The 23,727-nt window shown below is 70.4% G+C and carries 28 protein-coding genes and 1 tRNA gene; 20 read left to right on the forward strand and 9 right to left on the reverse strand.

The genetic code is table 11. The features are described from left to right. The 6 genes from OG510_RS24350 to OG510_RS24375 all read left to right on the forward strand — a co-directional run bounded on the left by OG510_RS24350 (nucleotide 1) and on the right by OG510_RS24375 (nucleotide 3,419). On the forward strand, nucleotides 1-282 hold the full coding sequence (locus tag OG510_RS24350; RefSeq protein WP_406139556.1) for a gas vesicle protein GvpG: 282 nt from the start codon (nucleotides 1-3) through the stop codon (nucleotides 280-282). Further along, nucleotides 279-632: a gas vesicle protein gene (locus OG510_RS24355; protein WP_406139557.1), complete on the forward strand. Its 354-nt coding sequence runs from the start codon at nucleotides 279-281 to the stop codon at nucleotides 630-632. Before OG510_RS24350 ends, OG510_RS24355 begins: the two co-directional genes overlap by 4 nt. After that, entirely contained in the window at nucleotides 629-1,489 is an 861-nt protein-coding gene (locus tag OG510_RS24360; RefSeq protein WP_406139559.1) for a GvpL/GvpF family gas vesicle protein, read from the forward strand. Before OG510_RS24355 ends, OG510_RS24360 begins: the two co-directional genes overlap by 4 nt. Beyond that, on the forward strand, nucleotides 1,476-1,703 hold the full coding sequence (locus OG510_RS24365; RefSeq protein WP_406139561.1) for a gas vesicle protein: 228 nt from the start codon (nucleotides 1,476-1,478) through the stop codon (nucleotides 1,701-1,703). The genes OG510_RS24360 and OG510_RS24365 overlap by 14 nt, the downstream gene beginning before the upstream one ends. Further along, on the forward strand, nucleotides 1,700-1,984 hold the full coding sequence (locus OG510_RS24370) for a gas vesicle protein K (RefSeq protein ID WP_164267806.1): 285 nt from the start codon (nucleotides 1,700-1,702) through the stop codon (nucleotides 1,982-1,984). Before OG510_RS24365 ends, OG510_RS24370 begins: the two co-directional genes overlap by 4 nt. 67 nt (nucleotides 1,985-2,051) lie before the next feature. Beyond that, on the forward strand, nucleotides 2,052-3,419 hold the full coding sequence (locus OG510_RS24375; RefSeq protein ID WP_406139562.1) for an FAD-binding oxidoreductase: 1,368 nt from the start codon (nucleotides 2,052-2,054) through the stop codon (nucleotides 3,417-3,419). A 10-nt stretch (nucleotides 3,420-3,429) separates the two neighbouring features. Here OG510_RS24375 and OG510_RS24380 read toward each other — a convergent pair whose 3' ends face one another. Next, entirely contained in the window at nucleotides 3,430-3,906 is a 477-nt protein-coding gene (locus OG510_RS24380) for an SsgA family sporulation/cell division regulator (protein ID WP_164267808.1), read from the reverse strand. Between the two features lie 210 nt (nucleotides 3,907-4,116). Here OG510_RS24380 and OG510_RS24385 point away from each other — a divergent pair, with 210 nt between their 5' ends. Together OG510_RS24385 and OG510_RS24390 are read left to right on the forward strand one after the other, a co-directional pair. Further along, entirely contained in the window at nucleotides 4,117-5,631 is a 1,515-nt protein-coding gene (locus OG510_RS24385; RefSeq protein WP_406139564.1) for an RDD family protein, read from the forward strand. A gap of 64 nt (nucleotides 5,632-5,695) precedes the next feature. Further along, nucleotides 5,696-6,376 carry an RDD family protein gene (locus tag OG510_RS24390; protein ID WP_406139566.1) on the forward strand — a complete coding sequence of 227 codons (681 nt, stop codon included), beginning with the start codon at nucleotides 5,696-5,698 and terminating at the stop codon, nucleotides 6,374-6,376. 33 nt (nucleotides 6,377-6,409) lie between these two features. On the opposite strand, the gene OG510_RS24395 is transcribed toward OG510_RS24390, so the two are convergent. Beyond that, a complete protein-coding gene (locus tag OG510_RS24395) occupies nucleotides 6,410-6,742 on the reverse strand; it encodes a hypothetical protein (protein ID WP_406139567.1) in 333 nt (110 codons plus the stop codon). A gap of 386 nt (nucleotides 6,743-7,128) precedes the next feature. On the opposite strand from OG510_RS24395, the gene OG510_RS24400 reads away from it, so the two are divergent. Beyond that, entirely contained in the window at nucleotides 7,129-9,543 is a 2,415-nt protein-coding gene (locus OG510_RS24400; RefSeq protein WP_406139568.1) for an immune inhibitor A domain-containing protein, read from the forward strand. Nucleotides 9,544-9,666: 123 nt separating this feature from the next. After that, nucleotides 9,667-9,978 carry a hypothetical protein gene (locus tag OG510_RS24405; protein WP_164266491.1) on the forward strand — a complete coding sequence of 104 codons (312 nt, stop codon included), beginning with the start codon at nucleotides 9,667-9,669 and terminating at the stop codon, nucleotides 9,976-9,978. 65 nt (nucleotides 9,979-10,043) lie between these two features. On the opposite strand, the gene OG510_RS24410 is transcribed toward OG510_RS24405, so the two are convergent. Next, nucleotides 10,044-10,628, reverse strand: coding sequence for an isochorismatase family protein (locus OG510_RS24410; protein ID WP_406139569.1), 585 nt, complete (start codon nucleotides 10,626-10,628; stop codon nucleotides 10,044-10,046). Nucleotides 10,629-10,825: 197 nt separating this feature from the next. Further along, on the reverse strand, nucleotides 10,826-12,154 hold the full coding sequence (locus OG510_RS24415; protein ID WP_406139570.1) for a nicotinate phosphoribosyltransferase: 1,329 nt from the start codon (nucleotides 12,152-12,154) through the stop codon (nucleotides 10,826-10,828). A gap of 165 nt (nucleotides 12,155-12,319) precedes the next feature. On the opposite strand from OG510_RS24415, the gene clpS reads away from it, so the two are divergent. The 6 genes from clpS (at nucleotide 12,320) to OG510_RS24445 (ending at nucleotide 17,398) form a co-directional block, all read left to right on the forward strand. Then, complete coding sequence (clpS, locus tag OG510_RS24420; protein WP_164266494.1) at nucleotides 12,320-12,634, forward strand: ATP-dependent Clp protease adapter ClpS; 315 nt, start codon at nucleotides 12,320-12,322, stop codon at nucleotides 12,632-12,634. Further along, nucleotides 12,634-13,320, forward strand: a complete 687-nt coding sequence (locus tag OG510_RS24425) for a DUF2017 domain-containing protein (RefSeq protein ID WP_406139571.1) — start codon at nucleotides 12,634-12,636, stop codon at nucleotides 13,318-13,320. The genes clpS and OG510_RS24425 overlap by 1 nt, the downstream gene beginning before the upstream one ends. Nucleotides 13,321-13,745: 425 nt before the next feature. Then, the gene (locus tag OG510_RS24430; protein WP_406139572.1) at nucleotides 13,746-15,179 is read left to right on the forward strand and encodes an amino acid permease; all 1,434 of its coding nucleotides are present in this window, start codon (nucleotides 13,746-13,748) and stop codon (nucleotides 15,177-15,179) included. A gap of 150 nt (nucleotides 15,180-15,329) precedes the next feature. Continuing rightward, the gene (locus tag OG510_RS24435) at nucleotides 15,330-15,746 is read left to right on the forward strand and encodes a Mov34/MPN/PAD-1 family protein (RefSeq protein WP_406139573.1); all 417 of its coding nucleotides are present in this window, start codon (nucleotides 15,330-15,332) and stop codon (nucleotides 15,744-15,746) included. A 415-nt stretch (nucleotides 15,747-16,161) separates the two neighbouring features. Next, entirely contained in the window at nucleotides 16,162-16,440 is a 279-nt protein-coding gene (locus tag OG510_RS24440; protein WP_406139575.1) for a MoaD/ThiS family protein, read from the forward strand. 7 nt (nucleotides 16,441-16,447) lie between these two features. After that, a complete protein-coding gene (locus OG510_RS24445) occupies nucleotides 16,448-17,398 on the forward strand; it encodes a PLP-dependent cysteine synthase family protein (RefSeq protein ID WP_164266500.1) in 951 nt (316 codons plus the stop codon). A 146-nt stretch (nucleotides 17,399-17,544) separates the two neighbouring features. Here the strand turns inward: OG510_RS24445 and OG510_RS24450 are convergent, their stop codons facing one another. Next, nucleotides 17,545-18,051, reverse strand: a complete 507-nt coding sequence (locus tag OG510_RS24450; RefSeq protein ID WP_406139577.1) for a type II toxin-antitoxin system PemK/MazF family toxin — start codon at nucleotides 18,049-18,051, stop codon at nucleotides 17,545-17,547. Nucleotides 18,052-18,280: 229 nt separating this feature from the next. On the opposite strand from OG510_RS24450, the gene OG510_RS24455 reads away from it, so the two are divergent. Then, nucleotides 18,281-19,033, forward strand: coding sequence for an MBL fold metallo-hydrolase (locus OG510_RS24455; RefSeq protein WP_164261348.1), 753 nt, complete (start codon nucleotides 18,281-18,283; stop codon nucleotides 19,031-19,033). An 81-nt stretch (nucleotides 19,034-19,114) separates the two neighbouring features. Here the strand turns inward: OG510_RS24455 and OG510_RS24460 are convergent, their stop codons facing one another. Next, a complete protein-coding gene (locus tag OG510_RS24460) occupies nucleotides 19,115-20,377 on the reverse strand; it encodes a PTS transporter subunit EIIC (protein ID WP_406139579.1) in 1,263 nt (420 codons plus the stop codon). 211 nt (nucleotides 20,378-20,588) lie between these two features. Between OG510_RS24460 and OG510_RS24465 the strand changes: the two genes are divergently transcribed. The 3 genes from OG510_RS24465 (at nucleotide 20,589) to rdgB (ending at nucleotide 22,466) form a co-directional block, all read left to right on the forward strand. Beyond that, the gene (locus tag OG510_RS24465; RefSeq protein ID WP_164261351.1) at nucleotides 20,589-20,822 is read left to right on the forward strand and encodes a PTS glucose/sucrose transporter subunit IIB; all 234 of its coding nucleotides are present in this window, start codon (nucleotides 20,589-20,591) and stop codon (nucleotides 20,820-20,822) included. A 123-nt stretch (nucleotides 20,823-20,945) separates the two neighbouring features. Continuing rightward, nucleotides 20,946-21,671, forward strand: coding sequence for a ribonuclease PH (gene rph, locus OG510_RS24470; protein ID WP_406139581.1), 726 nt, complete (start codon nucleotides 20,946-20,948; stop codon nucleotides 21,669-21,671). Between the two features lie 192 nt (nucleotides 21,672-21,863). Beyond that, on the forward strand, nucleotides 21,864-22,466 hold the full coding sequence (rdgB, locus tag OG510_RS24475; RefSeq protein ID WP_406139583.1) for an RdgB/HAM1 family non-canonical purine NTP pyrophosphatase: 603 nt from the start codon (nucleotides 21,864-21,866) through the stop codon (nucleotides 22,464-22,466). 53 nt (nucleotides 22,467-22,519) lie between these two features. Here the strand turns inward: rdgB and OG510_RS24480 are convergent. The 3 genes from OG510_RS24480 to OG510_RS24490 form a co-directional block, all read right to left on the reverse strand. Continuing rightward, nucleotides 22,520-22,605 (reverse strand) — tRNA-Leu (locus OG510_RS24480). Between the two features lie 59 nt (nucleotides 22,606-22,664). Beyond that, nucleotides 22,665-23,351, reverse strand: coding sequence for an HNH endonuclease signature motif containing protein (locus OG510_RS24485; protein WP_406139585.1), 687 nt, complete (start codon nucleotides 23,349-23,351; stop codon nucleotides 22,665-22,667). Continuing rightward, a complete protein-coding gene (locus OG510_RS24490; RefSeq protein ID WP_406139587.1) occupies nucleotides 23,348-23,668 on the reverse strand; it encodes a hypothetical protein in 321 nt (106 codons plus the stop codon). The genes OG510_RS24485 and OG510_RS24490 overlap by 4 nt, the downstream gene beginning before the upstream one ends. Nucleotides 23,669-23,727 lie beyond the last annotated feature (59 nt).

Genomic DNA, 23,727 nt, shown 5'->3' on the forward strand with positions numbered 1-23,727 from the left:
ATGGGGCTGATCTCCGGCGTACTGCTTCTTCCGCTGGCACCGGTACGCGGCGTGGTGTGGATCTCCGACCGGATGGTCGATGCGGCCGAGCAGGAGCTGCACGACCCCGGGGTGATCCGTGCCCAACTGGCCGCGCTGAACCGCTCCCTGGACGACGGCGAGATCGGTCTGGCGCAGTTCGAGCTGGAGGAGGAGCGGCTGCTGGACCTTCTCGACAGAAGGCGGCCGCACCGCACCACATCGTCGGCGCCGACGGCACCGGGAACAGGGGGCACCCCGTGACGAAAGTGGACAGCTGGGACTCGGAGCCCGTCACGCGCGCACCCAGCACGGCCAACCTGGCCGAAATCCTGGAACGTGTCCTGGACAAGGGCATCGTCATCGCGGGCGACATCAAGATCGACCTGCTGGACATCGAACTGCTGACCATCAGGCTGCGCCTGTTCGTCTCGTCCGTGGAGACGGCGAAGAAGGCGGGCATCGACTGGTGGGAGACCGACCCGGCACTCTCCTCACGGGCCGCGCACGACGCGCTGTCCGAGGAGAACCAGAAATTGCGCGAACGCCTCCAGGAGCTGGAGGGCGACGACGCCGGGGAACCCGGCCCCCGAAGGGAACTGCGCCGCCGATGACCGCCGTGTCCCCGCACCGCCCGCCCGTACCGCAGGACAGCGCCGGCTCCCCGGCCACGTACGTCTTCGCCGTCTGCGGTCCCGACCGTCCCGCCCGCCCGGGGCCCGCCGCCGGACACCCCGGGGGCGGCCCGCTGCGTTTCCTGAGCGTCGGCTCACTGCGGGCCGTGGTGCAGGACGTACCGGCGGACGCCTTCTCCGAGAGCGCCCTGCGGGAGCGGCTCACCGACCCCGCCGAACTCGAACGCTGTGCGCGGACCCACCACGACGTCGTCACCGCCGCCGCCGGCGGAGGCCCCACGGTGCCGCTCCCGCTGGCCACCCTCTACCTGGGGGACGAGCGCGCCGCCGCCGCACTCGGCGCGAACCAGGAACGCTTCCGGGCGGCCCTCGACCGCGTCGCCGGACGGGTGGAGTGGGCCGTCAAGGTCTATCTGGCGCAGCCCGGCGCCACGACCGGGCCGCCCGCCCCGGCCCCCGCCCCCGCGCCCGAGACGGGCCGCGGCTATCTGAACCGGCTGCGCGGCCAGCGGCAGCAGCGGGAACTGCGCCAGGACAACGCACTGGCCGCGGCCGGGCGCGTGGACGCCGCCGTACGCGAGCTGGCGGCGGGCGCGGTCCGGCGCCGCCCGCACGGGCCCGAGGCCACCGGCCGGGGCCGCACCCAGATCATGAACGCGGCCTATCTGATCGCCGAGGAGCGAAGCGGTCAACTGGCCCGCACGGTCGGCCGGCTCCGCGACAACCTGGACCGCGACGGCATCGAGATCGAGGTCTCCGGGCCGTGGGCCCCTTATTCCTTCACGGATTCCTTCACGGATCCGGTCACGGACGGAGGCGCCCATGCAGACCGGTGATCCCGTCCCCTGGCAGGGCCCGGAGGCCATGGCCCCCATCGGCGTACCGCTCGTCGATCTCCTCGACCGGGTGCTCGGCACCGGCGTCGTCATCAGCGGAGACCTGGTGATCGCCATCGCGGACGTCCCGCTGGTCCGGCTCTCCCTGCACGCCCTGCTGGCATCCGTCAGCGAACGGGTCCCCGCCCCGTGGGCCGACAGCGGGCCGCTGTGAGCGGCGCCCGGGTGGACATCGACCCCGAGAGCGCCGGCCGCGATCTGGCCTCGCTCGTCCTGACCGTCGTCGAACTGCTCCGGCAGCTGGTCGAGCGCCAGGCGATCCGCCGGTTCGACAGCGGCGACCTCACCGAGGAGCAGGAGGAACGGGTGGGCACGACCCTGATGCTCCTCGACCAGCGGATGACGGAGCTCTGCGAACACCACGGACTGCGCCGCGAGGACCTCAACCTGGACCTCGGGCCGCTCGGCACCCTGCTGCCCCATGAGCCTCGCTGACCGGCGGCCCGCCGTCCCGGGCCGCTCACCCCTTCCCAGCGGGGCGCCCCGATGCCAGGGTGGGATCATGAATGATCTGCTCGAACGCCTGCGCACCGGACTCCCGGCCGAAGCCCTGATCAGCGACCCGGACATCATGGCTTCGTACGCCAAGGACTCGGCCGGTTTCTGCGACGCCGGGGCCCCCGCCGCCGTCGTCCTGCCGCGCACCACCGAGCAGGTCCAGCACGTCATGCGGACGGCGACGGCCCTCCGTACCCCCGTCGTCCCGCAGGGCGCCCGCACCGGTCTCTCCGGCGGGGCCAACGCCGTCGACGGCTGCATCGTGCTGTCCCTCACCAAGATGGACCGGATCCTGGAGATCAGTACGGTCGACCGCATCGCCGTGGTCGAACCGGGCGTCGTGAACGCCGTGCTCTCCCGGGCCGCCGCCGACCAGGGTCTGTACTATCCGCCGGACCCCTCCAGCTGGGAGACCTGCACCATCGGCGGGAACATCGGCACGGCGGCGGGCGGCCTGTGCTGTGTGAAGTACGGGGTGACCGCCGAGTACGTACTCGGCCTGGAGGTCGTCCTCGCCGACGGGCGGCTGCTGACCACCGGCCGCCGCACCGCCAAGGGCGTCGCCGGGTACGACCTGACCCGGCTCTTCGTCGGATCCGAGGGCAGCCTCGGGGTGGTCGTCAAGGCCGTGCTCGCGCTGAAGCCCGCCCCGCCGCGCCAGCTCGCCCTGGCCGCCGAGTTCTCGTCGGCCGCTGCCGCCTGCGACGCCATCTGCCGGATCATGGAGCGCGGTCACACACCCTCACTCCTCGAACTCATGGACCGTACGACCATCCGCGCGGTCAACGCGATGGCGCAGATGGGCCTCCCCGAGACCACCGAGGCCCTGCTGCTCGCCGCCTTCGACACCCCGGACCCGGCGGCCGACCTGGCCGCGGTCGGTGAGCTCTGCGCGGCGGCCGGCGCCACCGAGATCGTGCCCGCCGACGACGAGGCGGAGTCCGAACTGCTCCTCCAGGCCCGCAGGCTGTCCCTCACCGCGCTGGAGACCGTCAAGTCCGCGACGATGATCGACGATGTGTGCGTACCGCGGTCGAAGCTCGGCGCGATGATCGAAGGCACCGCGGTCATCGCCGAGAAGCACGACCTCACCATCGGCGTCTGCGCCCACGCCGGTGACGGCAACACCCACCCCGTCGTCTGTTTCGACCACGAGGACCCCGACGAGTCGCGGCGGGCGCGTGAATCCTTCGACGAGATCATGGCGCTCGGCCTGGAACTGGGCGGCACGATCACCGGTGAACACGGCGTGGGCGTGCTCAAGAAGGAGTGGCTCGGCCGCGAACTGGGGCCGGTGGGCGTCGAGATGCAGCGCGGGGTCAAGCAGGCGTTCGACCCGCTGGGCCTGCTCAACCCGGGCAAACTCTTCTGACCCACTGTCGTCACCGGCTCTCGTCGTCGGACTCGTCCGAAGGCCAGGGGTCGCTCATCCACAGATCGTCGGCGGGCAGCGGGGTGAGCAGCGCGGCCAGACCGGCGTCGATGCCCAGATGCGCGCTCTCCGAGCCGGGCGGCACGGCCCGCAGGGTCCGCTCCAGCCAGGCGGAGACCTGCGCGGTCGGCGCTTCGAGCAGGGCGTTCCCGTCGGGTGAGGACAGCGCGATACAGACGACGCTCTTCGAGTCGACCTTGGTGGGCCAGATCCGTACGTCGCCGTGACCGCACGGCCTGAACACCCCCTCGACCATCAGTTCACGGGCGAACGACCAGTTCACCGGGGAGTCCGAGGCGATGTGGAAGCTGACGTGCACGGCATAGGGGTCGCCCGTGCTGTAGGAAAGCCGGGCAGGGACAGGGATGCTGCGCTCGGGCGACAGCACCAGCTTGAGCTCCAGTTCACGTTCCACCACGGTGTGCATGGCGTGCGCTTCCTCTCCTTGTACGTACGCCCAACGGCGGGCCGTACAGGGTGAGAGCACCCTGCCCGGCATTCATTACGCGGGTTTCGAGGATGATTTGGCGATGACCGGAAAGTGGTCGATGCGGCAGGACCGGTCCGTGATCCCACGGCGGTCTGATAGATGTGGAGCCTTGAATTGCGGCTCTCAAGGAGATACGGGACCACGGTGATGAGCGCCCCAACCCCGGCAACCGGCGACGGCAGCCCCACGCCTGGCTACTACCCAGATCCATCGATTCCCGGATATGTGCGGTATTGGAACGGTGCCGCGTGGGTACCGGGAACGAGCCGTCCGGCCCCCGCCGACGACGACCAGGCCATGCCCGTACCGCCCGGGGGCACGGCACCCGCGCCCGCCGCGCCGCTGCCCGCCGTGCGCAGACCGTCCGACGCGTCCCCGGTGCCGCGGGCCGAGGAGACCGGGCCGGTCTTCTTCGACGAGGAGCCGCAAGAGGGACCGGAGTACGACAGCCGGCAGGAACCCGCGTCCGTCTGGCAGGCCGACGCCTCCCGCCAGGGCGGCTTCGGCGGCGAACGCGACCGCCGGGTCTCCTGGGGCGGCCCCGATCCCCGTACCCCGGCCGAGGCCCCCGCCCCGCCCGCCGACAGCGCACCGCCCACGCCCGGCCGTCCGGTCCCCGCGCCGCGCCGCGCCGAACTGCCCGCGGGGCCGGAGTCCTCCCGTCCCGCGCTCCCCACGGGCCGTCAGGCCCCGCCCCCCGACAACACCGTCACCCTGCGCGCCCTGGGCGCGGGCAGCGGACCGGGAGCCGGGACCGGCAGCGGTCCCGGCACGGCGCGTACGAGCAGGACGGACGGCACCATGTCCATCCGCGCCGTACGCCCACAGTCCCAGCAGTCCCCACAACCCCAGCCGTCCCCGGCGCAGCAACAGCAGGCCACCCCGCGACAGGCCGCACCGCAGCAACAACCGGTCCAGCCCCAGCCCGCAGTGCCGCAACCCGCACAGCCCCAGTCCGTACAGCCGCAGCCCCAGCCGCAGTTCCAGCCCCCGGCGGCCCAGGTCCCGCCGCAGCCGTATCCGCCGGAAGCGGCTGCCCCACCGGCACAGGCGCCTTCCTGGCCCCAGCAGGTGCAGCAGCTCGCCCGCGCGGGCGAAGGCGCCGACCAGGAGCGGCTGCCGCCGTGGAAGCCCCCGGTCGAGGACCCGTTCCAGGCGGCCGCCCGCGCTCAGGCCGCCGCCCGTCCGGCGTCGCTCGGCAAGCGGTTCGCCGCCCGGCTCATCGACACCGTCGTCCTGGGGGCGGTGGCCGGCGCGGTCGCCGTACCGTTCCTGACGAAGGCCGCCGACCACATCAGCGGCAAGATCGACGAGGCCAAGCTCTCCGGCACCACCGTCACGGTCTGGCTGCTCGACGGCACCACGGCCGGATATCTGGGCGCCGCCATCGGGGCGTTCCTCGTCCTGGGGCTGCTGTACGAGGCCCTGCCGACCGCCAAGTGGGGCCGTACGCTCGGCAAGAAGCTCTGCCAGGTCCAGGTCCGCGACATGGAGTCCTACGAACCGCCGTCCTTCGGCGGAGCGGTCACCCGCTGGCTGCTGTACGGGGTGCTCGGGCTGCTGGTGGTGGGCATCGTCAACGTGCTCTGGTGTCTCTTCGACCGGCCCTGGCGGCAGTGTCTGCACGACAAGGCGGCCCGGACGTTCGTGGCAGCGGGCTGACGCGGTCTCACTCGTACGGTCCTGACCGGATGCGGGGCACCGCAGGGCGCGGTCGACTCGGGAGATGAGTACCGATCAGCCGCCGCCCGGAGAACCCCCCGAGGACGACCCGTTCCGAAAGAGGCCGCAGGGCGGTTATCCGCCGCCGCCACCGGGCGGCGACAGTCCGTACGGCGGTGGTGGTGCGCCGCCGCCCCCGGGTGGCGGCGATCCGTACGGCGGCAGCGCGCCCCCGCCGTACGATCCGAACGCCTACGGCGGCGGGAACGCGTACGGCGACGACCAGCGGCTCGCCGGGATGCCGCCCCTCGCCCCGAGCGGCAAGCGGGTGCTCGCCCGGATCATCGACATCGTGATCGTCGCCGTGGTGGTCTGGCTGATCTCACTGATCTTCGGCGGGCTGAGATACAACACGGACCACATGAACTACGGCCGGTCGGTCGGCCAGAGCCTGATCGCGGCGGTCCTCTACATCGGCTACGACACGTTCATGACGGTCAAGCGCAACGGGCAGACCGTGGGCAAGGGGCTGCTGAACCTGCGGTGCGCCAACCTCAACGACGGGACCACGCCGACCGGACAGGCGGCGTTCGTCCGCGCCGCGGTGCTCTGGCTGCCCGCGGTCTTCTGCTGTGCCTGTGTGTGGACCGCGATCTGCGGCGGCTGGAGCTTCTTCGACCGGCCGTACAAGCAGGGGCTGCACGACAAGGCGGCGAAGACCGTGGTCGTGGTGACTACCCCGTAGGTCCGGGGGAGGGTCGGCGTGGAGGGGCGGCGTTCAGCCGCGCAGTGAGTGGCCGCCGACCCGTTCGGCGGGGGCGGTCCTCGCCGTCGGGGCGGGCACCCGCAGGCCGGGTGGTGCGGCGGATGCGTCGGTGGTGGCGGCGGTACGGCCCGTACCGGGCTCCTGGCCGCCGGCCGGGTCGGCCTGGCGGGCCGGTTTCGGCATGGGCACGGTCACCGCGACCAGCAGACCGAGGATCAGCGCCGCCACGACGATGACCGCGACTCCGACGCCCGACGAGGTGCGCGAGAGCAGCAGCATCGCGAGGGTCGAGAAGACGACGGTGGCCGAACCATACAAGAGCTGTGCGGCAGTCGGACGCGTCATGGCGATATCCGTCCTAGGGACAGCGGTGGGTGGTCGACTCGGCGAGCGTGTCGGCACGTACGTCGAGCGCGACTCTAATCCGACGGATGCCCGAGCGGAACCATCGGTAAGCGTGGCCTAACCCACGGTGCCGGTGCACAGGGGGCGCACGGAGTCACGTCCACCACCCACCGGCCGGACCGGCGCGCCCGTTGACCCTCGGTGAGGTCCTCCCCAGAACGCGGCCCCAGCTGTGCGGCCGGTGTGAGGCAGCTGTGCGCCGTCCGGATACCGGAAACGGCGCTCTGCATAATGCAATTGGTGTGTTCAAGTCAAGATCTGTCTTTTCTCTCGCACCTCCGGTCGAATGTCGTCACTTGCGACGCGTTCGGGGAGGACAGCACCAAGTGAATATCAAGAGACGGGCGACGACCCGGGTGGCCGCCGTGCTCGTGGCCATCGCCGCGACCACGGCCACCGCTTCGGCGTACGCCACCGCCCAGGCCGACACCAAGGCCCCCACGGGCAGCGCCACTTCGAAGAAGATCGACCGCCGTGACCCGGCGACGCTGCTCAAGGACCAGAAGCACAATCTGGACGGCCCGTTCAGCAGGCAGCAGAACAAGGAACACCAGTCCGCGCTGCAGCAGGTCATATCCGGCCACAAGAAGGTGCAGTCGCACGGCGGTTCCCAGGTGGTGCGCCTCGACGACAAGAAGTACGTCGAGCTCGGGCGCGAGAAGACCGACAAGATATTCACGATCCTGGTGCAGTTCGGCGACACGGTCGACGACACCACCATGTACGACCCGGACGGCCCCGACGGACCGGAGCCGCCGGTGAAGAAGTACGGCGGCACGCCGGGACCGGCGCACAACAAGATCGCCCAGCCGGACCGCAAGAAGGACAACAGCACCGCCTGGCAGGCGGACTACAACCGCCAGCACTTCCAGGACCTCTACTTCGGTACCGGCAAGGGCAAGGACTCGCTCAAGTCGTACTACGAGAAGACCTCATCGGGCCGCTACTCGGTCGACGGCGAGGTCGCCGACTGGGTCACCGTCCCGTACAACGAGGCCCGGTACGGCTCCAACTACTGCGGCTCCAGCATCTGCGCCAACGCCGGTGACCTGGTGCGCGACGGCGTCACCGCGTGGGCCCAGGCCCAGAAGGCGGCCGGCAAGAGCGACGCCGAGATCAAGGCGACCCTGGCCAGTTACGACCAGTGGGACCGCTACGACTACGACGGCGACGGCAACTTCAACGAGCCCGACGGCTACATCGACCACTTCCAGATCGTGCACGCCGGAGAGGACGAGTCCGCGGGCGGCGGAGCCGAGGGCGCCGACGCGCTCTGGGCGCACCGCTCCTATGTGTACGGCACGGACACCGGCAAGACGGGCCCGGCCGACAACAAGTCCGGCGGCACCCCGATCGGTGACTCCGGCATCTGGGTCGGCGACTACACCATGCAGCCCGAGAACGGCGGCCTCGGCGTCTTCGCCCATGAGTACGCCCACGACCTGGGGCTGCCGGACGAGTACGACACCACCAACACCGCCGAGAACGGCGTCGGTTTCTGGTCACTGATGTCGGCGGGCTCCTGGCTGAGCACCGGGGACAACGCCATCGGCAACAAGCCGGGGGACATGTCCGCCTGGGACAAGCTCCAACTGGGCTGGCTCGACTACGACACGGCCAAGGCCGCGAAGAAGTCGACCCACAAGCTGGGCGTCTCGGAGTACAACACCAAGAACAAGCAGGCGCTCGTCGTCTCGCTGCCGGACAAGCCCGTGACCACGACGATCACGAAGCCGGCCGAGGGTGCCGAGCAGTGGTGGAGCGGGATGGGCGACGACCTCTCCAACACCCTGACCCGCCCGGTCGACCTCACCGGCAAGTCCAAGGCGTCCCTTGACCTTTCGGGCTGGTGGGACATCGAGAAGGACTACGACTTCCTCTACACCGAGGTCTCGACGGACGGCGGCGCCAACTGGACCGCCGTCGACGGCAAGGCGGACGGTGCGCAGATCCCGCGTGACGGCGGTGACAAGCCCGCGCTGACCGGTTCGTCGGCCGCGTACAAGAGCCTGTCGTACCCGCTGGACGCCTACGCGGGCAAGAAGATCGACCTCCGCTTCCGCTACTCGTCCGACGGCGGTGTCGCGGGCAAGGGCTTCGCCGCCGACAAGATCTCGGTGAACGCCGACGGCGCCCCGCTCTTCACGGACAACGCCGAGACGGACGACGCCGGTTGGACCACGAAGGGCTTCTCGCGCATCGGGGAGTCGTTCACCAAGGACTACCCGCAGTACTACATCGCGGAGAACCGCCAGTACGTGTCGTACGACCGGACGCTGCAGACGGGCCCGTACAACTTCGGTTTCTCCAAGACCCGTCCGGACTGGGTCGAGTACTACCCGTACCAGCGCGGCCTGATGATCTGGCAGTGGGACACCTCGCAGCCCGACAACAACGTCAGCGCGCACCCGGGCCAGGGTCTGATCCTGCCGGTCGACTCGCACGCCAAGCCGCTGAAGTGGGCGGACGGCACGGTCATGCGGAACAAGATCCAGCCTTTCGACGCACCGTTCAGCTGGTACCCGACGGCCGGGTTCACGCTGCACGACGCGGACGTCGCCAAGCGGGTCCTGCCGCAGCTCGGACGGCCGGTTTTCGATGATCACCAGGGCACGTACTGGTACAAGGAAAACGGGACCGGAAGCGTGAAGGTAACTGACACCAACACCCGGATCTCGATCCTCCAGCAGCCGCTGGACGGCTCGACGATCACGGTCCAGGTCGGCGCCTCGCACCGCTGAACCGCATCTTCGCAGGTCAGAGCATGATCGGCCGTCGCCCTCTAGCGGGCGGCGGCCGATCGTGTTTAGGTGCCTCTTGCACGGCTCTTATTGACACAACGTCTCACGGGGGAGATGAACGGTATGCCAGGTAGTGGATTCAGCAGACTTCCGAACGGCAGCGTGGTGGTCGCTCTCACCCTGCCGAGCCCGGACCGGATGACCCATGTCCGGATCCTCGTGCACGCGGCGAACCGGGCGCGCGCCCTGACCCGGGTGCGCAATCTGGGGATGCGCGCGGTGTATCTGCGCGGTAACGCACAGCCGCCGACGCCGGACGAGATCACGGCCGTCCTGCACCATCCGGACGGGCTGCTCTGGCGCGCGGCGCCGCAGGAGGAGGCGGAGCTCTGGCATCCGATCAGAGCGCTGCTGGGGGAGAGCGTGTGGGCGTAGGAGGCTGGTAGCGGGCGCAGGGCGGGCCGGCCCGGGGGCGGCAGCGCCCTCCGGGCCACCGGCCCTCAGACCACCGGCTTGCCGGTCAGCTCCACGCGGGCCGCCCGCATCTCCTCCAGCGCCCGGTCCGTCGTCGCCTCGGCCACCCCGGCCGTCAGGCCCAGCAGCACATGGGTGCCGAACCCGGCCCGTACCGCGTCGAGCGCCGTCGCCCGCACACAGTGGTCGGTGGCGATACCGACCACGTCGACCTCTTCGACCTCGCGGGCCCGCAGCCAGTCGGCCAGCGGCACGCCGTTCTCGTCGAGGCCCTCGAAGCCGCTGTACGCCGCCGCGTAGGCGCCCTTGTCGAAGACGGCGCTGATCGCGCCGGACGCCACGGCAGGTGCGAAGTTCGGGTGGAAGCCCACCCCCTCGGTGCCCGCGACGCAGTGCGGCGGCCAGGAGTGGACGTAGTCCGGGTTCCGGGAGAAGTGGTTGCCCGGGTTCACATGGTGGTCCCGGGTGGCCACCACATGCCGGTAGCAGGCCGTGGACTGGCCGATCAGGTCCGTGACGGCGGCGGCGACATCCGCGCCTCCCGAGACCGCGAGGCTTCCGCCTTCGCAGAAGTCGTTCTGCACATCGACGACGATCAGGGCGCGGTGCATGGCGGGATTCCTTGTCCTGGGGGGAGAAGGGGTGGCGGACGGACGGCGTGCGGAGGTGCGGGAGGCACCCGGCAGCCGTTCCATTCCCGCTCACCTGTGGTTCATGCGTACGGGACGGGTTCGTACGTACGGGACGGGTCCGCACGTACGGCACGGGTGCGGCCGGTCGGCGTGGGCGCCGGTGCGGCCGGTGCGGCTCAGGCGTACTCGGTGGGGATGACCGGCTCGCCCCTGGACAGCTGGAAGGCCGACATGGGCAGGGTGGCCCGGACCGCCAGATGGCGCTCGCGCACCGTGTCCAGCGGTTCGCGCTCGATGACCTCGCCGCCCTTCACCAGCTTCACCAGGAGCTGCTGGTCCTGGAGCTCCGCGGGCACCTGTCCGGTGCCGATCACCTCGGCCTCGGCGACCCCGTCGGCGTCGGTCCTGCGCGCCGCCCACTTGCGGCCGCCGCGCGAGGTCTTGGCGCCCAGCGACTTCTTCGCCACTGGCTGGAGCGGGGCCTGCGGGTCGGACGACGTGGCCCGGGCCACCAGCTTGTAGACCATGGAGCAGGTCGGGTGCCCGCTGCCGGTGACGAGCTGGGTGCCGACCCCGTACGCGTCGACGGGCGCCGCGGCCAGTGAGGCGATGGCGTACTCGTCCAGGTCGGACGTGACCACGATCCTGGTCCTGGTGGCGCCCATCGCGTCCAGCTGCTGGCGGACCTTGTGCGCGACGAGCAGCAGGTCACCGGAGTCGATGCGCACCGCGCCCAGCTCCGGCCCTGCCACCTCGACGGCGGTACGGACGGCCTCGGCCACGTCGTAGGTGTCGACCAGCAGTGTGGTGTCACCGCCCAGCGAGGCGACCTGGGCGGTGAACGCCTGCCGCTCGTCGTCGTGCAGCAGCGTGAAGGCGTGGGCGCTGGTGCCGACGGTGGGGATGCCGTACCGGAATCCGGCCGCCAGGTCCGACGTGGTGGAGAACCCGCCGACGTACGCGGCGCGGGCCGACGCGACGGCCGCCAGCTCGTGGGTGCGGCGGGCGCCCATCTCGATCAGCGGCCGGCCGCCGGCCGCCGCGTTCATCCGGGAGGCCGCGGCCGCGATGGCCGAGTCGTGGTTGAGGATCGAGAGGATCACCGTCTCCAGCAGGACGCACTCCGCGAAGGAGCCCTCGACCCGCAGGACGGGGGAGCCAGGGAAGTACACCTCGCCCTCCGGGTAGCCCCAGATGTCGCCGCTGAAGCGGTAGGAGGCGAGCCATTCGGCGGTCGGTCCGTCGACGATCTTCTGTTCGCGCAGGAACCTGAGCTGGTCCTCGTCGAAGCGGAAGTTCTCGACGGCGTCCAGGACCCGCCCGGTGCCCGCCACGACGCCGTACCGGCGCCCCTCGGGCAGCCGCCGGGTGAAGACCTCGAAGACAGACCTGCGGTCGGCGGTGCCGGCCTTCAGGGCTGCCTGGAGCATCGTGAGCTCGTACTGGTCGGTGAAGAGCGCCGTCGACGGCACATGTACCGGCAGGCCAAGGTCCGCAACGTTCACAACGGTCAACCTCGCACTTTCGTCCGGGCCGGTCCGGCTCCGCCGGCCGGGTCTCCCGGGGCTTTCCCCCGCTCGATGGGGCGTACGAAGGATGCTACCCCCTATTTCGTCAGAGTGACGAGATCTAGGGACCGGTGTGTGCGCCGCCACTCCGCGGGTGGCAGCATGGGACCTGTGAGTGTCGCCCCTGTAGAGATCGAACGTCCTGAATCGGCCGAGGAGACCTTCGCGGTCCCCGAGCCCGACGTGCCGTGGGTGACGCTCGTCCACAATGACCCGGTCAATCTGATGAGCTATGTCGCCTATGTGTTCCAGAGCTACTTCGGCTACTCGAAGGCGAAGGCGCACAAGCTGATGCTCGACGTGCACCAGAAGGGCCGGGCCGTGGTCTCCAGCGGCAGCCGCGAGGAAATGGAACGCGACGTGCAGGCGATGCATGGCTACGGCCTGTGGGCCACTCTCACCCAGGACCGCAACTGATGGCCGGACAGTTCGAGGCAGTGCCGGGCGGCGGCGCGGCCGTCGCGCTCGACGAGGTCGAGATGTCCATCCTGCGCTCCCTCGCCGTCCAGCTCCTGGAGCTGGTCGGCCCCGGTGAGGAGCCGGTCGACGGCGAGGACCCGCTGGCCTCGCTGTTCTCCGAAGGCCCGAGCAAGCCGCCGGACGACCCCGCGCTGGCCCGGCTCTTCCCCGACGCGTACGGCGACGAGGAGCCCGACTTCTCGTCGGAGTTCCGCCGCTTCACCGAGAACGATCTGCGCGCCCGCAAGCGCGAGGACGCGCTGGCGCTGGTACGGACCCTCGACCAGGCGGGCGCGGGCGAGCCGGACGGGGGGAGCGCCGACGGTGACCCCGGCGCGCCCCACGAGGACGCCCGGGAGCCGCGCGGGGCGACCCGCAGGGGCCGCCGCAAGCGCGCCGCCCGCGCCCTCCCCGAGGGCAGCGTGCTGCTCACGCTCTCGCCCGAGGAGTCGCGCCACTGGCTCGGCGCGCTCAACGACCTCCGGCTCACCATCGGCACCCGCCTCGACGTCTCCGACGAGGACGAGACGGAGGACGGCGGGCTTTACCGGCTCCCGGACGACGACCCGCGCAAGCCCATGGTGATGGCCTACCTCTGGCTCGGCGCGCTCCAGGAGACCCTCGTCGAGACCCTGATGCCGTAACGGGCCCTGATCGGCCCGGCCGCCCGGGCCCTCAGGGGCGCCGTCTGCCCTGGCGTCCGCCCTGCCGTCAGCTCGGTGTCTGCCCAACTGTCTGCCCAGCTGTCTGCCCTGGCGTCCGCCCGGCCGTCCGCTCAAAGGACGCTCAAATCCGGATAACGATGACGTCACCGTGGCGGATTGCTTTGCTCCGCCCGGTGCTTTTCGTCCGGTTCTTCCAGTGGCGTGAGTCACATTTCACCGGGAGGATCTCTTTCCCAGCCGTGTTAAATCTTACGACCACCCGGGGACACCACCCCCGCCCCCGGGGCCGCCAGTCAGGCCGACCGCCGACAGCACTCCACCATCCGCGGGTTCTGCCCTCCAGGATCGTCACAGTCGATCCGAGCCTCGTCAGGCCGGATCGGCATGGAGAAAGGCGCACCACCATGACCTCAGTGCAGGTCGACCAGGAATATGACGGCAGTGAGGCCGAGGACGCCGGATCGGGCGAGGGATACCGGCGCGGCCTGGGAGCCCGCCAGATCCAGATGATCGCGATCGGCGGCGCCATCGGCACCGGCCTCTTCCTCGGCGCGGGCAAGGCCATCGCCAAAGCCGGACCGAGCCTCATCCTCGCCTACGCCATCGCGGGCCTGGTCATCTTCTTCATCATGCGGGCCCTGGGCGAGCTGCTCATGTACCGCCCGGTCTCCGGCTCCTTCTCGGAGTACGCGCGAGAGTTCATAGGCCCCTTCGCGGGCTATGTCACCGGCTGGACGTACTGGCTCTTCTGGGTCGTCACCGGCATCACCGAAGTCACCGCGGCCGCCACCTACATGACCTACTGGTGGAACATCCCACAGTGGCTCTCCGCCCTGGTCTTCACGATCATCCTCTACGGCGTGAACCTGATATCCGTGAAGCTCTTCGGTGAGCTGGAGTTCTGGTTCTCGATGGTGAAGGTCACCGCGATCATCGGCATGATCCTCATATGCGCCGGGATCCTCACCGTCGGCTTCTCCGACGCCGGCGACACCGCGAGCGTCACCCACCTCTGGGACCAGGGCGGCTTCTTCCCCAAGGGCATCACCGGCACCCTGATGACCCTCCAGATCGTGATGTTCGCCTTCCTCGCCGTCGAACTCGTCGGCGTCACCGCGGGGGAGTCCAAGAACCCCAAGAAGGTCCTGCCCAAGGCCATCAACACCGTGCCCTGGCGTATCGCGGTCTTCTACATCGGCGCGCTGATCATGATCCTCTCGGTCGTCCCGTGGACCGACTTCAGCCCCGGTGTCAGCCCCTTCGTCGCCGCCTTCCAGAAGATGGGCCTGGGGGTGGGCGCGGGCATCGTGAATTTCGTCGTGCTGACCGCCGCCCTTTCCTCCTGCAACTCCGGCATGTACTCCACCGGCCGCATGCTGCGCGACCTGGCGCTCAACGGCCAGGGCCCGAAGGCGTTCACGTCCCTCACGAAGAGCGGCACCCCGCTCCTGGGCACCACCGTCTCCGCCGCGCTGATGCTCGTCGGCGTGTGGATCAACTACCAGTGGCCGGGCCAGGCGTTCAACTACGTCGTCTCCTTCGCCACCATCTCCGGTATGTGGGCCTGGATCGTGATCCTGATCTGCCAGATCCGCTACCGCGCCAAGTCGGAGCGCGGCGAACTCCCCAAGTCCAGCTTCCGGGCCCCCGGCGCCCCCTGGACCAGCTGGTTCTCGCTCGCCTTCATCGCCCTGGTCATCGTGATGATGGGGATAGACAAGGACACCCGCGTCTCGCTGTACGCCGCGCCCTTCTGGGCCGTACTCCTGGGCGTGACGTATCTGGTGCTGCGGGCCCGCAACCCGGAAGGCGCGGCCTTCGCCAAGCGCGAGAGCTGACCGGAAACGGCCTTCTCCCCACCCCCTTTCCCAGCATGTGGGCACCCCCGTACCGCACTCCGGTACGGGGGTGCCCACCCGTCGCCCACCGCCACCCTGCCTGACGCGCTGCGCGCGGCCCTCTTGGCCCTGCTGCTTATCCTGAACGGCATGCTGACCCTTACCCAGGCCCTGTACGACCAGATCGTGGCGCACGCCCGCGCCGACCACCCCGACGAGGCGTGCGGCATGGTCGCGGGCCCGGAGGGCTCCGGACGCCCCGAGCGGTTCATCCCGATGCTGAACGCCGCCCGCTCGCCCACGTTCTACGAGTTCGACTCGGCGGACCTGCTGAAGCTCTACCGCGATCTGGACGACCGCGACGAGGAGCCGGTGATCGTCTACCACTCGCACACCGCGACCGAGGCGTACCCCTCCCGTACCGACATCACGTACGCGAACGAGCCCGGCGCCCACTACGTCCTCGTCTCCACCGCCGACACGGACGGCGCCGGACCCTTCCAGTTCCGCTCGTACCGCATCGCCGACGGCGTGGTCACCGAGGAGGAAGTGACCGTCACTCCCTAGCCGGCCCGGCAGTCCGCCCAGCGGTCCGCCCGGTGGTCTGTACAGCGGTCCGTCCGGTGGTCCGCCGGCCGGTTGTCCGTCAGTCGGACGGATTGATCCCGCATGCTGAGATCACACCTCGGATCGGGGGGCGGGAATCGATACGATGAGCGCATGGTTTCCCAAGACGTGAGCGAAAAGACGCCGGGCGCGACGCCCGTCATGCTGCGCTCCGCGTCCACTCTCTTGCTGGGAGCCTTTGGATGTGGAGCCGCCCGGCTGCACGTCGACCTGTGCCGCCTCGACAGCGCGATCTGTCCGCGCCGCGCTGCCGTCTGAGCCGCGGCCCCGCGTAAGCACACGCACCACCACCGGCATTACCGGCACCACGCGCGCTGCCGCGCCCTCCGCCTCACCATCCGACAGGAGCCCAGCCATGGCCATCGAGGTCCGCATCCCGACCATCCTCCGCACCTACACCGACGGCGCCAAGGCCGTCGAAGGCAGCGGTGACACCCTCGCCGCCCTGCTCACCGACCTCGAGTCCCGGCACAACGGCATCCGCGAGCGCATCGTCGACGGCGACCAGCTCCGCCGCTTCGTCAACGTCTACCTCAACGACGAGGACGTCCGTTTCCTCGACGGCATCTCCACCAAGCTGGCCGACGGCGACAGCGTCACGATCCTTCCGGCCGTGGCCGGCGGGATGGTCTGAGCCCCTGATGCGCTACGACTCCCCGCTCGCGGCGGTGGGCAACACCCCGCTCGTACGGCTCCCGCGGCTGTCCCCTTCGGACGACGTCCGGATCTGGGCCAAGCTGGAGGACCGCAATCCGACCGGCTCGGTCAAGGACCGCCCGGCCCTCCACATGGTCGAACAGGCCGAGAAGGACGGCCGGTTGACCCCGGGCTGCACCATCCTGGAGCCGACATCGGGCAACACCGGCATCTCGCTCGCCATGGCGGCCAGGCTCAAGGGCTACCGCATCGTCTGCGTCATGCCGGAGAACACCTCGCAGGAACGCCGTGACCTGCTCACCATGTGGGGCGCGGAGATCATCTCCTCACCGGCGGCGGGCGGCTCCAACACAGCCGTACGCGTCGCCAAGGAGCTGGCGGCCGAGCACCCCGACTGGGTGATGCTCTACCAGTACGGAAACCCGGACAACGCGGGCGCGCACTACGCCACCACCGGCCCGGAGATCCTCGCCGACCTGCCGTCCATCACCCACTTCGTGGCCGGCCTCGGCACCACAGGCACCCTCATGGGCGTCGGCCGCTATCTGCGCGAGAACGTCCCGGACGTCAGCATCGTCGCCGCCGAGCCGCGCTACGACGACCTGGTCTACGGCCTGCGCAACCTGGACGAGGGCTTCGTCCCCGAGCTGTACGACGCGTCGGTGCTCACCACCCGCTTCTCGGTGGGCAGCGCGGACGCGGTGACCCGCACCCGTGAACTGCTCCAGCAGGAAGGCATCTTCGCGGGTGTCTCGACCGGCGCGGCACTCCACGCGGCGATCGGCGTGGGGAAGAAGGCGGTCAAGGCAGGGACCCCGGCCGACATCGTCTTCGTCGTGGCGGACGGCGGCTGGAAGTATCTGTCGACGGGCGTCTACACGGCCCCCACGACGGAAGCGGCCATCGAAACGCTCCAGGGCCAGCTCTGGGCCTGAGGCTCGCTGCACGGAAACCGCTGTACGGAAACCGTTGCACGGAAGCGGTACGGAAGCTGTACGGATCAGGCCGGGCCCACGCGGGTCCGGCCTGATCCGTCCGTACGCGCCGGACGGCCGGGTGCGAGCCCGGCCAGTGGGTCCGGCTACCCCGCCAGGTGCCGCACCCGGTCCCACACCGTCCGGTCCACATCGCCCGCCCACCGGCGGAACTCGCCCACCCGGACATCCCGCAGCTCGTCCGTCTCCAGAAAGCTCCGCCGCCCCCGCGCGTCGCCCACGGCACCGGCCGGCAGCGCGATCACGCCGGGCCGTTCCTCGTGGTGCTTGCTGGTGATCTTGGCGACGAGCGCCGCGTCACCCCGTACCGAGAGCACCAGGCACGGCCGGTCCTTGCCGCCGGGACCGTCCTCGTACGGGACCAGCGCCCACCAGATCTCGCCCGCCCGCGGCACCCGCCCCGGCCGGCCCGGCCGCCCGGTCCGCTTCGGCGGCCGGCCCGCCGGTGCCCGCGGCTCCCGGCCTGCGGGCCGCCCCGGCGGCCGCCGCCGGCCCCGCTGCCGCCGCCCGCCCCGCGCCCGCCCGTCGACGACCGAGGCGACCAGGGCAACCAGCACGACCGCCACCAGCGCCAGCAACCACGTCGTATCCATACCCAGGACCGTACCGGTGGCCCCGCGCGCCCGGCACGGCCCGGCAGGACACAGCACTGGGCCCGAGGGACCACGCCACCCACCCGAACCGGTGACAGTGCAGGTGAGTTCCCCCACAACGGCGTCCCGTGGAGGAGCGGCCACCGCTCCGGCGCCTTAGGCTCGACGGACCGCTTCGGCGTCCTGCCGGGCGCGCGGGGCCCGGCCCGTCCACGGAGGTTCCCACTCCATGAAGCTCACCGTCGTCGGCTGCTCGGGGTCGTTCCCATCCGCGGAATCGGCCTGTTCGAGCTACCTCGTAGAGGCCGACGGCTTCCGGCTGCTCCTCGACATGGGCAATGGCGCCCTCGGCGAGCTGCAGCACTACTGCGGTCTCTACGACCTCGACGCCATCTTCCTCAGCCACCTCCACTCGGACCACTGCATCGACATGTGCGCGTACTTCGTCGCGCGCTACTACCGGCACGACGGCGGGCGCTGCCCCGCGATCCCCGTGTACGCGCCCGAGGGGGCGGCCGAGCGGCTGACCACCGCGTACGCCGACACCCCGTCGTCCTCGTCGATGGGGGAGGTCTTCGACTTCCGCACCCTGAAGTCCGCCTCGTTCGACATCGGGCCGTTCTCGGTGCGTACGGAGAAGGTCTGCCACCCGGTCGAGGCATATGCCATCCGGATCGAGCACGGCGGCCGTTCGCTCACCTACTCCGGGGACACGGGCGTCTGCGACCCGCTGCACGAACTGGCCGTGGGCGCCGACCTGTTCCTCTGCGAAGCGTCCTTCACGCACGGCAAGGAGGACGTCGCCGACCTCCACCTCAACGGCCGCGAGGCCGGAGCGCACGCGACGCGCGCCGGTGTGCGGCGCATGGTGCTGACCCACATCCCGCCGTGGACCGACGCCAAACGCAATCTGGCGGACGCGCAGGCCGTGTACGACGGCCCGGTGGAGCTGGCCAAGCCCGGCGCGGTGTACGAGATCTGACCCGCGCACCCCACGGAGCGGGCCCCGGAACCGGTACTGGTTCCGGGGCCCTGCCGTGGTCATACCGTCACGCCGCCGCCCTCACGCCTTGGTGACGTCCTCGACTTCCTCGTCCGGCTCCCGTCCCGGCGTCATCACGTTGAACTTCGTGATCACGAAGCGGAAGACCACGTAATAGACCACCGCGAAGCACAGGCCGATCGGGATGATCAGCCAGGGTTTCGTATCGAGGTGCCAGTTGATGACGTAGTCGATGAGACCGGCCGAGAAACTGAACCCCGCGTGGACCCCCAGCGCCCAGGTGATCCCCATCGACGCACCGGTCAGCAGCGCGTGCACGCCGTACAGCAGCGGCGCCGCGAACATGAACGAGAACTCCAGCGGCTCGGTCACCCCGGTCACGAACGACGTCAGCGCCACCGAGATCATCAGCCCCATGACCTGCTTGCGCCGCTCCGGCCGCGCGCAGTGCGCGATGGCCAGGGCCGCGGCGGGCAGACCGAACATCATGATCGGGAAGAAGCCCGACATGAACTGTCCGGCCGACGGGTCACCGGCGAAGAAGCGGGTCAGGTCGCCCTGCACCACGCCGCCGCCCGGCTTGGTGTAGCTGCCCGCCTGGAACCAGAAGAACGTGTTCAGGAACTGGTGCATACCGATCGGGATGAGCAGCCGGTTGGCCACCCCGAAGATCGCCGCACCCCAGGCGCCCAGATCGATCAGATGCTTGGCGAACCAGGTCAGCGCGTCCCCCACCGGCTGCCAGAGCAGCCCGAACACCACACCGAGCGCGGCGCAGATGAAGGCCATCAGGATCGGTACGAGACGGCGGCCGTTGAAGAAGCCCAGCCAGTCGACCAGCCGGGTGCGGTGGAACCGCTGCCAGACGATCGCGGTCAGCAGCCCGATGAGGATGCCGCCGAGAACGCCCGGGTTCTGCGGGGTGCCCTCGGGGAGCGCCTTCGTCACCGAGCCGCCGATCGGGAACGCGCCCAGGACCCCGTGGTAGACGAGGAACCCGGCCACCGCGGCCAGCGCCGTCGAGCCGTCCGACTTCTTCGCGAAGCCGATCGCGACACCGATGCAGAAGAGCAGCGGCAGACCGAACGCCCCGTCGAGGATCGCGTTGCCGCCCGCGAGGAAGACCTTGGCCGTCTTGTCCCAGAAGGCGCCGTGCAGATACGCGGTGAAGAGATTGCCGAGACTGACCAGCAGACCGGCCGCGGGCAGCACCGCGACCGGCAGCTGCAGACTGCGGCCGACCTTCTGCAGCCCCTGGAAGAGGCCGTTCCACCACTTCTTCGCCGGTGGTGTCTGTGGCACGGCCGCGCTGCTGGTGCTCATTCGGCGTCCTCCTGCGTCGGCCTGCTGGCAGTCGTCGTCCTGGCTGCGGACCGCCCATGGCGCGATCCGCTGCTGTGCCCGGGCGCTGCACCGGTGACCGCCATCTTGCGAGGCGGCACGGGTGCCCGCCCGTATAAGGGGTCCAATCGTGGGTTAACGTGACGAAACGGGCCGGAGAGCCGGGCCGCCAGGAGACACTCAGGAGTCAGACATGGCCACTAAGGCTGAGAAGATCGTCGCGGGGCTCGGCGGCCTCGACAACATCGAAGAGGTCGAGGGCTGCATCACCCGGCTGCGCACCGAGGTGAAGGACGCCTCCCTCGTGGACGACGCCGCGCTCAAGGCCGCGGGCGCCCATGGCGTCGTCAAGATGGGCACCGCGATCCAGGTCGTCATCGGCACCGACGCCGACCCCATCGCGGCCGACATCGAGGACATGATGTGAACGGCTGAGAAGCCCAGGACCGGCGGCCGAAGGGGCGGCGGGGTACCCGCGCCGGCGGCGGACCCCTCGCCCCGCCGCCGGTCCCGGACACCCCGCCCCACCGTGGCCGATAGGCTCGCCCCCATGTCTCGTATCGACGGCCGCACACCCGAAGAACTCCGCCCGGTCACCATTGAGCGCGCTTGGAGCAAGCACGCCGAAGGCTCCGTCCTCATCTCCTTCGGAGACACCAAAGTCTTCTGCACCGCCTCCTTCACCGAAGGCGTACCGCGCTGGCGCAAGGGCAGCGGGGAGGGCTGGGTCACCGCCGAGTACTCGATGCTCCCGCGCTCCACCAACACCCGGGGCGACCGGGAATCCGTCCGCGGCAAGATCGGCGGCCGTACGCACGAGATCTCCCGCCTCATCGGGCGCTCGCTGCGCGCGGTCATCGACTACAAGGCCCTCGGCGAGAACACGATCGTCCTCGACTGCGACGTCCTCCAGGCCGACGGCGGCACCCGCACCGCAGCCATCACCGGCGCGTACGTCGCGCTGGCCGACGCGGTCACCTGGGCCCAGTCCAAGAAGCTCATCAGGTCCGGCCGCAAGCCCCTCACCGACACGGTCTCCGCGGTCAGCGTCGGCATCGTCGACGGCACACCGCTGCTCGACCTCCGTTACGAGGAGGACGTGCGCGCCGAGACCGACATGAACGTCGTCTGCACCGGCGACGGCCGTTTCGTCGAGGTCCAGGGGACGGCCGAGGCCGAGCCCTTCGACCGCAAGGAGCTCAACGCCCTGCTCGACCTGGCCACCGGCGGCTGCGCCGATCTCACCGCGCTCCAGACCGAGGCACTCGGCAAGTAGCGGCCGGGGCCGCCCGGCGAGGACGGCCGGGGCGGCCGCCCCGGCGAGGACGCACGGGGCGGGCGCGCGGGGCGGGCGCGCGGGGCGGGACGAGGACGGACGGGACGAGGGCGGACGGTGCGGGGCCGGAGGCGGCGGACGGGCGAGGAGGCCACGCCCGTCCGCCCCTGACAGTGGACCGATACTGGACGCATGACCCGTCTGATCCTCGCCACCCGCAACGCCGGGAAAATCACCGAACTCGAAGCGATCCTCGCCGACGCGGGCCTGCCCCACGAACTGGTCGGCACGGACGCGTACCCCGACATCCCGGACGTCAAGGAAACCGGCGTCACCTTCGCCGAGAACGCCCTGCTCAAGGCCCACGCCATGGCGCAGGCCACCGGCCTGCCCGCCGTCGCCGACGACTCGGGCCTCTGCGTGGACGTACTGAACGGCGCCCCCGGCATCTTCTCGGCCCGCTGGGCAGGCACCCACGGCGACGACGAGGCCAACCTCCGCCTGCTGCTGGCCCAGCTCTCGGACATCGACGACCCGCACCGGGGCGCCCACTTCGCCTGCGCCGCCGCACTGGCACTCCCCGACGGCACGGAACGAGTGGTCGAGGGCCGCCTCCAGGGCACCCTCCGCACCACTCCGGCGGGCAGCGGCGGCTTCGGCTACGACCCGATCCTGCAGCCGTCGGGCGAGACCCGCACCTGCGCGGAACTCACGGCAACGGAGAAGAACGCGATCAGCCACCGCGGCCAGGCATTCCGCGCCCTGGTCCCCGTCGTACGAGAACTGCTGGGCTGAGCCGGTGAACACCGGAGGGGCACTCCGCGGTGCGGAATGCCCCTCCGGCCATGTGCGGCCTGTGGGACTCGAACCCACCTAGTCCAAACGGACAAACCGGACCTAAACCGATCGCGTCAACCAACTGCGCCAAGGCCGCAGGATGCCGCTCATGGTACTCGGCCGACAGCTGTACGGGGTATGTCGCACCCTCCACGGTCACGCGCCCGGCGACTGCTTCCCGCGCTTCCGGCACCAGGTGTCGGTCAGCGCATGACAGTTCGGGCACAGATACCGGAGATTCTCCCGGCGGTTGTCGAGCCAGTCACCGTTGACATGATCGATCTGGAGCGTGATCGGCCGACCGCGCCACTCACCCGGGTTGCCGCAGGACGTGCAGCGGTAGGGGACGCCGACCTCCTGGAGGGCGCGGTGGAGCCTGGACCGGTTCGTGCGAGAGGACCCCGGGGGCATCACGACCAGGGGCCGCGGTGCGACCGGCCGCGGCTCCGGCACGCGCGCGGGCCCCCAGGTGCGGCGCTTGAAGTGGCCGGTGTCGAGCCTGAGTTGCAGCACGCGTCGGCGAACGCGGCGATGGTTGGTGTCGTTCACCTCGAGGCCGAGTGAGCGCATCAGGTCCGCGTAGCTGGTGGCCCCCGGCACCGCCGCTCGCAGCGCGTCCTCGTTGACCGTCACCCGCGCGTTGCGGAAATGCGAGGTATCGATGCCGTGCTTCCTGAACATCGCCCCCAACGCCGTCCGCGACCGGCTGTCCCCGTCGGCCAGCCCGAGCAGCCGCGCCGCCCCGCGCACACTGCCGGCCGAGGCGGCTGCGTTCCGCAGCTCCTCGACGGTGAAGAGGAGTTGCGGTTCTGCCGGACGATTCAGACCGGGAAAGTGGCTCACGTCGATACCGGCCGCGGCGATGCGCCGTCGGATGTGCGACAGCGTGCCGGCCGCGGCGGAGCACCGAGCTTGACCACGACTTCGCGGAGTGTGCGGGACGTACTGACCGCTGCGGCTATCGCCTCGTCCGTGTACCGGCGAAAGGGGCTGCGCCGCTGGAAGTGGCTGGTATCGATGCCGAGCGCGGCGGCTCTCGCCCGGAGCACCCGGTGCCGGCCACCGCTCTTGCGAAGGCCCAGCCGGTGCATCACGCCGGCCCAGCTCCGGGACTCGGCCACAGCCCGGGTGAGTGTTTCCCGCTCATACGGGTCGGTCATGGTTTCCCCCTCCGTTCCGGTCACACGTTCGTGACCTCGTACGGAGTAACGAACCGCCG

The sequence above is a fragment of the Streptomyces sp. NBC_01089 genome, assembly GCF_045162975.1.
Lineage (GTDB): Bacteria > Actinomycetota > Actinomycetes > Streptomycetales > Streptomycetaceae > Streptomyces.

Coding starts and splice junctions, on each gene's coding strand:
- OG510_RS24350 (WP_406139556.1), top strand. CDS start 1: ATGGGGCTGATCTCCGGCGTACTGCTTCTTCCGCTGGCACCGGTACGC.
- OG510_RS24360 (WP_406139559.1), top strand. CDS start 629: ATGACCGCCGTGTCCCCGCACCGCCCGCCCGTACCGCAGGACAGCGCC.
- OG510_RS24365 (WP_406139561.1), top strand. CDS start 1,476: ATGCAGACCGGTGATCCCGTCCCCTGGCAGGGCCCGGAGGCCATGGCC.
- OG510_RS24375 (WP_406139562.1), top strand. CDS start 2,052: ATGAATGATCTGCTCGAACGCCTGCGCACCGGACTCCCGGCCGAAGCC.
- OG510_RS24380 (WP_164267808.1), bottom strand. CDS start 3,906: ATGCACACCGTGGTGGAACGTGAACTGGAGCTCAAGCTGGTGCTGTCG.
- OG510_RS24385 (WP_406139564.1), top strand. CDS start 4,117: ATGAGCGCCCCAACCCCGGCAACCGGCGACGGCAGCCCCACGCCTGGC.
- OG510_RS24390 (WP_406139566.1), top strand. CDS start 5,696: ATGAGTACCGATCAGCCGCCGCCCGGAGAACCCCCCGAGGACGACCCG.
- OG510_RS24395 (WP_406139567.1), bottom strand. CDS start 6,742: ATGACGCGTCCGACTGCCGCACAGCTCTTGTATGGTTCGGCCACCGTC.
- OG510_RS24405 (WP_164266491.1), top strand. CDS start 9,667: ATGCCAGGTAGTGGATTCAGCAGACTTCCGAACGGCAGCGTGGTGGTC.
- OG510_RS24410 (WP_406139569.1), bottom strand. CDS start 10,628: ATGCACCGCGCCCTGATCGTCGTCGATGTGCAGAACGACTTCTGCGAA.
- clpS (WP_164266494.1), top strand. CDS start 12,320: ATGGGACCTGTGAGTGTCGCCCCTGTAGAGATCGAACGTCCTGAATCG.
- OG510_RS24425 (WP_406139571.1), top strand. CDS start 12,634: ATGGCCGGACAGTTCGAGGCAGTGCCGGGCGGCGGCGCGGCCGTCGCG.
- OG510_RS24430 (WP_406139572.1), top strand. CDS start 13,746: ATGACCTCAGTGCAGGTCGACCAGGAATATGACGGCAGTGAGGCCGAG.
- OG510_RS24435 (WP_406139573.1), top strand. CDS start 15,330: ATGCTGACCCTTACCCAGGCCCTGTACGACCAGATCGTGGCGCACGCC.
- OG510_RS24440 (WP_406139575.1), top strand. CDS start 16,162: ATGGCCATCGAGGTCCGCATCCCGACCATCCTCCGCACCTACACCGAC.
- OG510_RS24445 (WP_164266500.1), top strand. CDS start 16,448: ATGCGCTACGACTCCCCGCTCGCGGCGGTGGGCAACACCCCGCTCGTA.
- OG510_RS24450 (WP_406139577.1), bottom strand. CDS start 18,051: ATGGATACGACGTGGTTGCTGGCGCTGGTGGCGGTCGTGCTGGTTGCC.
- OG510_RS24455 (WP_164261348.1), top strand. CDS start 18,281: ATGAAGCTCACCGTCGTCGGCTGCTCGGGGTCGTTCCCATCCGCGGAA.
- OG510_RS24460 (WP_406139579.1), bottom strand. CDS start 20,377: ATGAGCACCAGCAGCGCGGCCGTGCCACAGACACCACCGGCGAAGAAG.
- OG510_RS24465 (WP_164261351.1), top strand. CDS start 20,589: ATGGCCACTAAGGCTGAGAAGATCGTCGCGGGGCTCGGCGGCCTCGAC.
- rph (WP_406139581.1), top strand. CDS start 20,946: ATGTCTCGTATCGACGGCCGCACACCCGAAGAACTCCGCCCGGTCACC.
- rdgB (WP_406139583.1), top strand. CDS start 21,864: ATGACCCGTCTGATCCTCGCCACCCGCAACGCCGGGAAAATCACCGAA.
- OG510_RS24490 (WP_406139587.1), bottom strand. CDS start 23,668: ATGACCGACCCGTATGAGCGGGAAACACTCACCCGGGCTGTGGCCGAG.